General features: G+C 68.5%; 10 protein-coding genes. 2 read left to right on the top strand and 8 right to left on the bottom strand.

Annotated features, from left to right (window positions below; translation table 11 throughout):
• Positions 1-17: 17 nt before the first annotated feature.
• The 3 genes from R8G01_08960 to R8G01_08970 form a co-directional block, all read right to left on the bottom strand.
• Entirely contained in the window at positions 18-1484 is a 1467-nt protein-coding gene (locus tag R8G01_08960) for an O-antigen ligase family protein (GenBank protein MDW3214111.1), read from the bottom strand.
• A gap of 130 nt (positions 1485-1614) precedes the next feature.
• Positions 1615-2973 (bottom strand): cysteine--tRNA ligase, encoded by a 1359-nt coding sequence (gene cysS, locus R8G01_08965; GenBank protein MDW3214112.1) that lies wholly within the window; start codon positions 2971-2973, stop codon positions 1615-1617.
• 48 nt (positions 2974-3021) lie between these two features.
• On the bottom strand, positions 3022-3510 hold the full coding sequence (locus R8G01_08970; protein ID MDW3214113.1) for a formaldehyde-activating enzyme: 489 nt from the start codon (positions 3508-3510) through the stop codon (positions 3022-3024).
• Between the two features lie 48 nt (positions 3511-3558).
• Here R8G01_08970 and R8G01_08975 point away from each other — a divergent pair, with 48 nt between their 5' ends.
• Complete coding sequence (locus R8G01_08975) at positions 3559-4272, top strand: hypothetical protein (protein ID MDW3214114.1); 714 nt, start codon at positions 3559-3561, stop codon at positions 4270-4272.
• Here the strand turns inward: R8G01_08975 and R8G01_08980 are convergent.
• From R8G01_08980 to R8G01_08995, 4 genes are all read right to left on the bottom strand, one after another.
• On the bottom strand, positions 4265-5629 hold the full coding sequence (locus R8G01_08980) for an SEC-C domain-containing protein (GenBank protein MDW3214115.1): 1365 nt from the start codon (positions 5627-5629) through the stop codon (positions 4265-4267). The genes R8G01_08975 and R8G01_08980 overlap by 8 nt on opposite strands.
• A gap of 181 nt (positions 5630-5810) precedes the next feature.
• A complete protein-coding gene (gene ilvC / locus R8G01_08985; protein ID MDW3214116.1) occupies positions 5811-6839 on the bottom strand; it encodes a ketol-acid reductoisomerase in 1029 nt (342 codons plus the stop codon).
• A 47-nt stretch (positions 6840-6886) separates the two neighbouring features.
• The gene (ilvN, locus tag R8G01_08990) at positions 6887-7417 is read right to left on the bottom strand and encodes an acetolactate synthase small subunit (GenBank protein ID MDW3214117.1); all 531 of its coding nucleotides are present in this window, start codon (positions 7415-7417) and stop codon (positions 6887-6889) included.
• Positions 7414-9228: an acetolactate synthase large subunit gene (locus R8G01_08995; protein ID MDW3214118.1), complete on the bottom strand. Its 1815-nt coding sequence runs from the start codon at positions 9226-9228 to the stop codon at positions 7414-7416. The genes ilvN and R8G01_08995 overlap by 4 nt, the downstream gene beginning before the upstream one ends.
• A 190-nt stretch (positions 9229-9418) precedes the next feature.
• Between R8G01_08995 and R8G01_09000 the strand changes: the two genes are divergently transcribed.
• Positions 9419-10111, top strand: coding sequence for an MOSC N-terminal beta barrel domain-containing protein (locus R8G01_09000; protein MDW3214119.1), 693 nt, complete (start codon positions 9419-9421; stop codon positions 10109-10111).
• Between the two features lie 34 nt (positions 10112-10145).
• Here the strand turns inward: R8G01_09000 and R8G01_09005 are convergent, their stop codons facing one another.
• Positions 10146-12185: a S9 family peptidase gene (locus tag R8G01_09005; protein MDW3214120.1), complete on the bottom strand. Its 2040-nt coding sequence runs from the start codon at positions 12183-12185 to the stop codon at positions 10146-10148.
• Between the last annotated feature and the right edge of the window lie 59 nt (positions 12186-12244).

Below are 12244 nucleotides of genomic sequence, written 5' to 3' on the forward strand. Positions count from 1 at the left end.
CTCGGTAACCGAGATGTCTACTCTTCGGTAACTTCCGATCCGGGTCGCGCGCCGGCCACCCCGTGACCGTGACCACGATGTCGACGATTCGACCCGGTCGCCGAACCACCCCTCGACCATCGCTCCGCCGATTGATCGACCTGCGACAAGAGCAGGGCGACCACGATCGCGAAGAACGTCAGCGGGACGAACTGCTCGAAGATCGCCTCCGTCAGTCCGAAGACGCCGTAGCCGAACACGACCAGGAGGCCGGCGGCACCCACCGACTGCTGATCCGAGTCGGATGAATGCCAGGCGGCCCGCCAGAAGTACCGGGCAGGGATCACCATGACCGCACACCACGCCACGAGGCCGGGAAGACCGGAGTTGGCTGCGGCGCTGATGAGTTGGTGGTGTGCGTGATCGAACCTCGCGATCCGCGGATTGCGATAGCGAGCCCACGCCAACTCGCCGAACTGCCGCTGCAGATTTCCCCAGCCGACGCCGGTCAGCGCATGCTCGCTCGTGGCCCACAGCGCCGCACGCCACGCCTCGAACCGGGCACCGATCGACGTGCCCGCCGCAGGGTCGAGCGGCGATCGTGCCGCCTCGTACGCCCGCACCTCTCCGATGGCCGAGCGCGTGCGATCGATCGGCATCGAGCCACTGAGTCGGACCACGAGCACAGAGATCGCGACGCAGGCAGCTGCGAGTCTGGCGGCGCCCAAGGCGCGCAACGCGTCGCGATGCCGGACGGCGAGCACGCCCGCCAACACCGGTACCGCGAGCCACGCGCCGCGGGAGCCGGACACCACGGTCGCAGCCAAGCCGAGCATCGCCCCCGTTGCCGTGATGAGACGCCACCTGGCGACGGCTCGGCCGACCGGCGTGCCGTAGCGTCCCTCGGCTGCAACCGACCGGACGAGTGGCATCAGCACAACGGTGAGCAGGGCCATCACCAGCGACAGATCGCCGAAGACGATCGCATTGCGCGTCGTCCCGTCGGCACGACGCGCCCCGAACACGACGACCTCGACGAGACCGAAGATCCCGGCGAACGACGCGCCGGCGGCCGCGCCGCACCACACCACCACCGCCACGCGCCGATCGACCGGGACGGCACACGCGGCGACCGCGGTGATCGGCAGCACGGCGAACGTCGCCACCAGCAGCAAGCCGCCACCGGTGAGCGGCTGGGACACGAACGGCGCCACCGCCGAGATCCACAGTGCGACCGCCGCGGTGGCGAAGACGACCACGGGAGTCGATCTCGACGGTGCAGGGACGACGACCGCTTCGTGTTGCACCCGGACCGCCACGACGACCAGAGCCACGCCGACCAGTCCCAACCAGAGCGGCGGCAGCACGAGGAGACCGGCGAGGAACACGGCGAGCGACAGCCCCAGCAGGCCGACCGGTCCGGCCTGTGCCTGGCCGACCCGCGCCGGATCAACCCGTGGTGTACCGCCGGCGGCGTCGCGACGCGGGCGAACGGCAACGTTCATCGGAGTTCGGACCTCTCGATGCGGCCCGTCCGGTCGTCGACCGAACGGGATGGGGCGGACGGGTGCCGCGCCACCCAGTTGTTCACGCTGCGTGTACGGCGCCGCCAGCCTACGCGCGCGCCGGCCCTGGTCAGCGTCGGACCGCGGTGCCGTCCTTGGTGGTCTCGACGGTCCAACCGTCGGCCTGCAGTTCGGCACGCAGCGCATCGGCGACGGCGAAGTCTTTCGCCGCCCGAGCCTCGTCGAGCGCCGCTGCCTTCGCGGCGATGTCGGCGGGCACGTCGGCGGCGGCTCGGAGGTCGAGTCCGAGGGCGACGCACATCTCGCGGACCGTCGCCGCCACCTGCGCTGCCGTCGTGTTGTCACCGGCGTCGATCAGCGCGTTGGCCTTGCGGACCGTGTCGAACAGCAGCGCGGCAGCGCCGGGCGTGTCGAGATCGGCGTCCATCGCAGCGCGGAACCGATCGAGGATCGCCGGGTCGGGGTCGCCGTCGCCGATCATCACCGACCGGGCCGCGAACGAGTCGAGGCCGCCGAGCGTGCGCTGCGACGCCTCCAGGCTGTCGAGGCTGATCCGGACCGGGCTGCGGTAATGCGTCTGCAGGAGCAGCATCCGGTAGGCACGCTCGTCGTACTGATCGAGCAGGTCGAGCATGTTCAAGACGTTGCCGAGGCTCTTCGACATCTTCTCGCCCTCGGCGTCGATCACGAACGCGTGGTGCATCCAGTGGTTCGCGAACCGCTTCCCGAGCGCCACCGCCTGGGCCCGCTCGTTCTCGTGGTGCGGGAATCGGAGGTCCTGGCCACCGCAGTGCAGGTCGAAGCCTTCGCCGAGGAGGTCGAGGCTCATCACGACGCACTCGCTGTGCCAACCGGGCCGGCCATCGCCCCACGGCGACGGCCATGCCGGCTCGCCCGGTTTCGAGAACTTCCAGAGCACGAAGTCGGCCGGGTGCCGCTTCTGGTCGGCGCCGAGCACCTCACGGTCGCCGCCACCGGCGAGCATGTCGTCGAGCGACTGGTGGGCGAGCATGCCGTAGTCGGGCACCGCCTCGACCGAGAGGTAGACGCCGTCGTCGGTCGTGTAGGCCTGGCCGGCGTCGACCAGTTCACCGATCATCGCCACCATCTCGTCGACGTATTCGGTCGCGTGCGGCGTGTCGTCGGGCCGCGCCACACCCATGCGGGCCTGTGCGTCGAACCAGACCCGCTCGCACTTCTGTGTGATCTCCTGCCACGGGCGATCCTCGGCGTTGGCCCGCTTGATGATCTGGTCGTCGATGTCGGTGACGTTCGAGACGAAGCGCACGTCGAGGCCGGTCCACCGGAGATAGCGCACCAGCACGTCGTAGACGATGTTCTGTCGACCGTGTCCGATGTGGGGCGGGGCATAGACGGTGGGACCGCACAGGTAGATGCTGACCTTCCCGGGCTCGCGCAGGGCGAGCTCGCGGATCTCTCGGGTCGCGGTGTCAAACAGGTGCAGCACGGTCGACCATCCTACGAGTCGGAGTCGGCCCGGCCGACCAGGATTCGATCAGCGCCGTTGCCGACGGAAGTGGGGATTCTCCGGCGTCTCGACGGCGGTCAGGTACGGATGCCACGGCCCGCCGGCGGCGCCCTGCTTCAGCGACGCCATCGTCGCGTCACGGGTGTGCTCGAAGACCGCTTCCTCCGACTCGGCCCCCGGCGGCACCCACACCGACACGATCAGGCAGTGGTCACCATCGGGATCGTCCATCTGCAGGTCGAGCACGGCCGCTGCGACACCCGCCTGCGCCGCGCCGAGCGTGAGGTCGGCATGGCGCTGGTCGCTCACACCGATGGCCGGAACGAGCAGCGTCACCGGCACCACGGGCAGGTTCGGCTTGGCGACGACCACGAATGGCGAGTGCCCCATCGTCGGTGTCGCGATCGCCGTCGCCCACGCGGTTCCGACCGGCCCCTCGCGCTCGCCGAGGACGGTGGTGACCCGGATGCCGTCGACGCCGTCGCCGGCCGAGCCCTCTCCGATCTGTGTCGCCACGATGCGCCTCCCTTTCGATTTGCTGCCGTCCGACTCTACGCTGAGGGCATGCCGATCCACTTGCGCGCCGAACCCGGCGACTACGCCCCGAACGTCCTCTGCCCCGGCGACCCCCGTCGCGCCGCGTACATCGCCGAGACGTTCTTCGATCCCGGCTATCGGACCGTGAACGAAGAGCGGGGCATGCTCGGCTTCACCGGCACGTTCGAGGGCAAGCCGATCAGCGTGCAGACGACCGGCATGGGTTGCCCGTCAGCCGGCATCGTGTTCGAAGAACTCGTCATGCTCGGCGCCCAGCGGCTCGTGCGGGTCGGCACCAGCGGTGGCCTGAAGGACGGGATGCAGATGGGCGACACCGTGATCGGCATCGCCGCGACCGCCGAGGATGCGACCCCCCTGCGGTACGCACAGATCGACTCGTACGCGCCGACGGCAACGTTCGAGCTCGCCGAGACCGCGGCCCGACTCAGCCGCGAGCAGGGTGCGACCGTGCACGTCGGAACGATCCTGACCAGCGGCGTGTTCTACGACCCCGATCCCGGCACGTTCGCCCGGTGGAAGCGCACGGGTCACATCGCGGTCGAGATGGAGGCAGCGATGATGTACACCGTCGCTGCGATCCACGGCATCGAGGCGCTCGCCATGATGACCGTGTCCGACATCCTCGAAGAGTCGGGCGACACCACGCGCATCAGCGACGACGACCTCAAGCGAGGCGTCGACGACATGATGCGTCTCGCCTGCCGCGTCGCCGTCAGCTGACGCCGCTCTCCCCGTCGGTCGGCTCGGCCTCGCCCGTGTCGCCGGCACCGCCGAGTTCCGCCAGCAGTTCGTCGAGGGCGCTCATGTCGAGCCCTTCGTCGAACGCCTCGCGGAGTTCGTCGTGCGTCGCCGCGCTCTCGAAGATCTGACCGATCGCGAGCGTCACGGTCTCGAGCTCACGGCTCGCGAACCCTTCGAGCATCGCCGGGGCCATGTCGTCGTTGACGGGCAGGAACCCGCCGTACGCCCGGTATCCGCTGCCGACCGGAACGAGTCGACCGATGATCTTCCAGCCGGCCTCGAGCGGTGCGTCGGGCAGGGTGTCGACCACGGTCCGGCGCGAGCGGTCGGCGAGGTCGATGACGTCCATCGTGCCCGCGCGTGACCGCTCGACTTCGTAGACCGAGCGGGTGGCGTCGATCCACGACCGCAGGAGTTCCACTTCATCGGACGGGAGCAAGGTTCCACGGGCATCGAGGAACCGCTGCGCCACGCCACCTTCGAACAGGGCGAGATCGACCGTGAGGTAGGAGTCATGGACCATCCGGCTCAGCTCCGGATCGGTGACCCCGTCGACGATCTCGTCGCCGATCGACGCCGGCAGCAGCGCCGCATTGACCTGCATGAACCGCATCAGCTTGACGTACAGCCAACCGGCCCGGTCGGCGATCGGGTGCAGTTCGCGGCCCAGGTGACACTGCTTGTACTTCTTGCCAGACCCGCACGGGCAGCGATCGTTCCGTCCGGCCATCGGTCTCGGCCGCACGGCGGCGAAGGGCGCGATCTCCTCGGCCAATTCCTGAGCGAACCCTCGATCGGCGGCGTGCGGATCGAACGCCGTGTCGAGGTCGATGTCGACATCGGCCCCGGCCTCCCGGAGCAGTTCGCGCGCCGCCGTGGCGTTGCTTCGGTCGGCTTCGACCGCGCCGAGGTCGGCGAGCACGAGCCGGTTCCCCGACGAGCGGGCGGCGGCGAGCAACTCGATCGCGGCATCGGTGTGACCGTGCCAGGCGAGATGACGGGCCCGCAGCCAGGCGACACCCGCCGACGGATCTTCGAGCTCACCGAGTCGGTCGATCAGTGCATCGAGCGGCTCTCCGAGCTGATCGTCGTCACTCCATCGGGTCCACGCCGCCTCCGCGATGTCGGGGTCGCCCAGCGACTCGATGACGTCGGAGAGATCATCGGGCACATCACCCGCCGCATCGACCACCGCCTCCAACCGCTCCGCCGAGGCAGCATCGAGCCCGAACTCGACGGTCGCCCGATGCACCCGATCAGCAACCGGGTCACCGACGGGCCGGTCGTCCGACCCCGCGTGCCGACCTACCTCGGACACACCGTCGACGTCACTCATGAAGGAGCACTCCCTGGGTTCGAGAACGAGTCATCACACGCCGATCCCAACGTGTGATGACCCATTCTGAGATTGCTGAGACGGGATCAGATCGTTCGAGTGCAAGGCGCGATGAACCCGAGTTGCCTGATGGGCAACGAGCGGTGAAGCGCAACGCAGCAATCGGACGATCTGGCCCGTCTCAGCCGCCGGAGGCTTCGGAGACGGACTGCTTGCCGGCGCTGATCCACGGCATCATCGAACGCAGCTGGGCGCCGACGACCTCGATCGGGTGCGTCTTGCCCTCGTCCTGCATGCGGTGGTAGTTCTCACGGCCCGACTCGCTCTCGGCCACCCATTCGTCGGCGAACTGGCCCGACTGGATCTCACCGAGGATCTTCTTCATCTCGGCCTTGGTGTCCTCCGTGATGATGCGCGGGCCACGGGTCAGGTCGCCGTACTCGGCCGTGTCGGAGATCGAGTACCGCATGCCGGCGATCCCCTCCTCGTACATGAGGTCGACGATCAGCTTCACCTCGTGGAGGCACTCGAAGTACGCCATCTCCGGCGCGTAGCCGGCCTCGGTCAGCGTCTCGAAGCCGTACTGCACGAGCTTGGTGAGGCCACCGCACAGCACGACCTGCTCGCCGAACAGGTCGGTCTCGGTCTCCTCGGGGAACGTGGTCTCGATCACGCCGGCGCGGGCGCCGCCGATCGCGTCGGCGTACGACATCGCGAGCGCCTTGGCGTTGCCCGTCGCGTCCTGATCGACCGCGATCAGCGCCGGTACGCCGCCGCCCTCGGTGTAGGTGCGGCGCACGAGGTGGCCGGGACCCTTGGGGGCGATCATGATCGAGTCGACACCCTCGGGCGCCGTGATCCGACCGAACCGCACGTTGAACCCATGAGCGAAGGCGATGGCGTCGCCCGGCTTCAGGTGCGAGGCGATGTGGTTGTCGAAGATGGTCTTCTGCTCGGTGTCGGGAGCGAGGATCATGATCACGTCGGCCCACTCGGAGGCGTCGTCGATCGTCTTCACCGTGAGCCCGGCGTTCTCGGCCTTGGCCTTCGAGGAGGAACCTTCGCGCAGCCCGACGCACACGTCGACGCCCGACTCCTTGAGGTTCAGAGCGTGAGCGTGGCCCTGCGAGCCGTAGCCGATGATGGCGACCTTTCGACCGCGGATGATGGAGGAATCGGCGTCAGCCTCGTAGTAGACGTTGGCGGCCATGGCAGCCCAACCTTTCGGGGTAGTGATGTTTGATGTGAGAAATGTGGTCAGTTCGCCAGGCGTAGACGCGCCGTGCGGTCGAGCTTGGGGAGAGCGACACGACCCGTGCGCTGCAACTCGATGATGTTGTACGAGCCGAGAAGCTCTTCGAAATCATCCAGCTTGTCGGGGTGTCCCTCCAAACTGAGCGTCAGCGCGTCGGCACCGACCGCGAGGATCTTGCCCTCGAAGATGTTCGAGAGTTCGACCACCTGGCCGCGCTCCTCGGGCTGCACCCGCACCGTCAGGAGCAACAATTCCCGCTCGACGGACCGGCGCGGGTCGAGCTCGCTGATCTTCACGACATCGATCAACTTGAACAGCTGCTTGACGATCTGCTCGAGCGGCGCCGACTCGAGATCGACCACGATCGTGATCCGGCTCATGCCCTCCTGCTCGGCCGGCGCGACCGCCAGCGAGAAGATGTTGTACCCGCGGCGGGCGAACAGACTCGCGACGCGGGCGAGCACGCCGGGGCGGTTCTGGACGAGGACCGACAGGATGTGATGGTGGCGCGGTGTGCGATCGGAGACGGTCACGTCAAGAGCTCCCGGTTGTGCTGCTGGGTCGGATGGACGAGGACCTCGTCGTTGGACTTACCGGCCGGAACCATCGGGAAGACGTTCTCGTCGGGGTCGGTGCGGAAGTCGATGACGACGCACCGGTCGTTGATCGAGTTGGCCTTCTCGATCGCGGGTGCGACCTCTTCGGGTGACTCGACCAGGATGCCGACACAGCCCATCGCCTCGGCCCACATCACGAAGTCGGGGCAGGTGCCAGAGTGCAGGTCGGTCTGGCTGTACCGCTCGTCGTAGAACATGTTCTGCCATTGGCGCACCATGCCCAGCCAGCCGTTGTTGAGGATCGCGACCTTGATCGGGATGTTCTCGAGCGTGGCGGTCACGAGCTCCTGGGCGGTCATCTGGAAACACCCGTCGCCGTCGACGGCCCACACGGTCCGATCGGGCTGGCCGACCTTGGCACCGATCGCGGCGGGGACGGAGAAGCCCATCGTGCCGAGACCCCCGGAGTTGACCCAGGTATAGGGCTCTTCGAACTTCCAGAACAGCGACGACCACATCTGGTGCTGGCCGACGCCGGCGGTCAGGATCGTGCCGTCCGGAGCGTGGTCGCGCAGCTGCTCGAGGCAGAACTGCGGCTTGAGCGCCGAGCCCGGCTCCGACGGTTCGTAGACGGTCGGGAACGTCTCCTGCCAGCCCGAGATGCGGCTCTTCCACGCGCTCGTGTCGGGCTGGACGACCCCCGACTCCTGCAGGGCACGGATCTGCTTGACGATCTCCACGGTGACCTGGCGGCAGTCGCCCACGATCGGCACGTCGGGCTTGCGGACCTTGCCCTGCTCGGCCGGGTCGATGTCGACGTGGATCACCTTGGCGTCGGGTGCGAACGACGCGACGTTGCCCGTGATCCGATCGTCGAAGCGGGCCCCGAGCGCGATCAGCAGGTCGCTCTTCTGCATCGCGGTGGTCGTCGCCGCGTTGCCGTGCATGCCGGGCATGCCGAGGTTGAGCGGGTGGCTGTCGGGGAAGACCCCCCGCGCCATCAGCGTGGTCACGACGTGGATGCCGGTCAGCTCGACGAGCTCGGCGAGCGCGTCGGCCGCTCGCGCCTTGAGCATGCCGCCACCCACGTAGAGCACCGGCCGCTCGGCCTGCATGATCAGCTTGGCAGCCTCCTTGATCATGCGCGGGTGACCCTTGGTGTTGGGCCGGTACCCCGGCAGCGCGGCGATGACCTCGTCGTCGGTCGGCCACGACCACGTCATCTCCTCGTTGAGAACGTCTTTCGGCAGATCGATCAGCGTCGGGCCCGGGCGACCGGTGGTCGCGATGTGGAACGCCTGACGGACCGCCATCGGGATGTCGTCGGCGCTCATCACGAGCTCGTTGTGCTTCGTGCACGAACGGGTGATTCCGACGGTGTCGCACTCCTGGAAGGCGTCGGTGCCGATCGCGGCCGTGCCGACCTGGCCGGTGATCGCAACCATCGGGATCGAGTCCATGTAAGCGTCCATCAGCGGGGTCACGAGGTTCGTGGCAGCGGGGCCCGAGGTGACGATCGCCACGCCGGGTCGCCCGGTGACGTGGGCATACCCCTCGGCCATGTGGCCGGCGCCCTGCTCGTGACGGACGAGCACGTGCCGGATCGACGACTCGAGCAGCGGGTCGTACACGGGCATGATGCAGCCACCTGGCATGCCGAACATCACGTCGACCTGTTCCAACTCGAGCGCTCTGATCAGGGCCTGCGCTCCTGTCATCGTCGTCGTTGTCATGGTGTTTCTCCTGTGGGCGGGTGGGGTTGAGTCTGACGAAGGGTCCGGAAAAATGAAACGACCTCCCGTGTCGGGAGGTCGGGGCGCACGCGGCGAGGGAAACCGGGTGCGCTAGTCGATGAGTACTACGAGGGCACGGAAGTCGGCGCGCATGACCCAGATTCTGCCAGACGAAGCCGGATCGCGCAACATCGACGCGGAACGGTGCCGTCAGAGCGGCCGCACCGTCGAATAACGTCCGTTCATGCACGTGCGGGAGATCTGGCGCTATCCGGTCAAATCGATGGGTGGGGAATCGCTGACCGGCTGCGACGTCGACGAGCGAGGGCTCGAGTTCGACCGGGCGTGGGGCGTGTACGACCCGGCGACCGGCATGGTGCTCACGGCCCGACGCGAACCGTCGCTGCTGTTCCTGTCGGCGAAGGTCGTCGGCGGCCGTCCCGACATCCGGACCGAGACCGACGACGACGTGTCGAGCGACGACGATCTGTCCGCGTGGCTGGGACGACCGGTCGAGATCCGTTCGGCCGCCGACGGACCGGCCACGTTCGAGAACCCCGTCGACGTCGACACCGAGACCGACTGGATGAGTTGGCAGAGCGCCGGGACCACGTTCCACGACGGCCGCTCGACGATCTCGTTCGTGACGCGGGCGACCCTGCGCGACTGGGACGGGCGCCGCTTCCGCATGAACCTGACGCTCGACGGCGACGGCGAGGACCAACTCGACGGGTTGATCACGGTCGGCACGAGCACGCTGTCGATCCGCAAACCGATCGAACGGTGCGTGATGGTGTCCCGACCGCAGCCGGGCATCGAACGTGATCTCGGTGTGCTGAAGACGATCATCCGCGAGCGGAACAACCAGCTCGGCGTCGGCGCGACCGTGGCGTCGTCGGGCCACATCGACGTCGGCGACGTCGTGCTCCCCGGCTGACGGGCGGGCCGACCAGCGGCCGGACCACGCCGTCTCAGAGCAGCTCGGGTCGCCGCCACTCCTCGTCGAGCACGTGCTCGGCGAGAAACGCGAGCACGGTGTCGTACCAGATGCGCGCGTTGCCGGGCGCCAGCACCCAGTGGTTCTCGTCGGGGAAGTAGAGGAACTTCGACGGCACCTCACGCTTCTGCAGGTCGTACCAGAGCCGCAGGCCCTCCCCGATCGGCACCCGGTAGTCCTTGTCGCCGTGGATCACCAGCATCGGGGTGACGATCGCATCGGCGTACCGGTGCGGCGAGTTCGCCTCGTAGCGCTCGGGCTCGTTCAACGGGTGTCCGAACTCCTTCTCCCAGTAGAACGACGCGTCGGTGCTCCCCACGAAGCCGTCGAGATGCCACAGGCTCGCGTGCGTGACGATCGCCCGGAACCGGTCGGTCTGCGTCGCCACCCAGTTCGCCATGTACCCACCGAACGAACCGCCCATCGCCGCCGTACGGGACGCGTCGATCTCGGGCAACTCGACCGCCGCGTCGACGGCGGCCATCAGGTCGGTGAACGGCTCGTTGCCCCACGCGCCCCAACCGCGACGGACGAAGTCCTGGCCGAAACCCTGCGACAGTCCGGGGTTGGGCATCAGGACCGCGTAGCCCTGGGCAGCCAGATTCCACGGACACCAGCGCCATGACCACGCGTTCCAACTCATGAGCGGCCCGCCGTGGATCCACAGGACCAACGGCGCCGGCGACTCCGCCGAGGCACCGTCGGGAAGCACGAGCCACGACTGCACCCGCGCGCCGTCGGCGGCCTCGGCGTCGACCGAACGGAAGGTGCCGGGCACCGACGTGATCGCTCCGGGGTGCGGCAGCACCGTGGGGACCTGACCCGCCGCGCTCGGGTCGAGCCGGACCGGTTCCGGAGGCGTGTCGACCGTCGATCGGAGGGCGTAGATCGCCGATCCGTCGGCGGCCACCTGCAGGTCGCTGTAGGCCCCTTCGGCGGTCAGGCGAACCGGCGTCTCCCCGGGGACCACCCGGAAGATCGGCCGGTGCCCGTCGTCGTCGGCCACGAAGTAGACGGCCGTGCCGGCGGCGTCGAACTGCGGACTGTCGGGCCAACGATCGAAGCCGGGCGTCAGCTCGTCGGCGTCACCCGTAGCGAGATCGACGACCACGAGCGTCTGGTCCGGCGGTTCGTCGTGCGTCGACTGCTGCTGACGGACGAAGACGATCCGCGAGGAGTCGGGCGAGAACGCCGGTGCCTCCATCGACGCGTCATCGGCATCGCCGAGCACACGGAGCTCGGACGTGCCCGTGTCGACGACCACGAGCCGACTCCGCCAACCCGCCGGGCCATCGGGCACACGCTGCGGGTAGGCCAACAGGCGACCGGAGGGCGACAGCACGACCGACTCCCCCACGCCATGCGGCACGCCCGCATCGGGCGTCAGGTCGCGCCACGAAGCCTCGTCGACCGCGGTGTCGCCGGGCAGATCGCCGACCCAGAACGCGTGTGGCACCGACGAGCCGAGGTCGTGGTCCCAGTAACGCACCGGATAGTTCTCGTGGAGGACGGCGCTGACCCCGGCCTGCTCCCGGGCGTCGCGCAACTCGGTGTCGGCGGCCAGGTCGTCGCTCGTCGGCGCGATCGAGGCCGACACCACGACCTCCCCCGTGTCGGCGGCGACGGCGACACCGTCGAGTCCTGCCGCACGCGAGACGACCAGGCGGGCCTCGCCGCCCTCCGCCGGCAGGCTCCAGAGGGCCGGCTTCGGGTCCTTGGCATCGGCCCCGGCGTCGGGATCGGGACGCTTCGACAGGAACAGCAGCGAACCGTCGGGGGCGAACACCGGAGACGCCTCGCCGGGGGCACTTCGCGTCAGGCGCCGCGCCTCACCGGAGCCTGTGGTGTCCAGCTCCCACAGCGCTGTCTGGAACTTCTTGCCGTCGGCGTCGAGCGTCGCGACCGAGGTGACCAGTCGGCTGCCCCCGACCGACAGTGCGAGTCCCGAGAGTCGCGGGATCGCGACGAACTGGTCGAGGCGATGGAACGGCGTCGGGGCCGCTTCGTCGGTCACTGTCGGGTTCGTCGCCATGGTGCGTTGTCTCCTGGTTCGCCGGATGTCGTGCCCTGGCG

Source organism: Ilumatobacteraceae bacterium, assembly GCA_033344875.1.
Classification (GTDB): domain Bacteria; phylum Actinomycetota; class Acidimicrobiia; order Acidimicrobiales; family Ilumatobacteraceae; genus Ilumatobacter.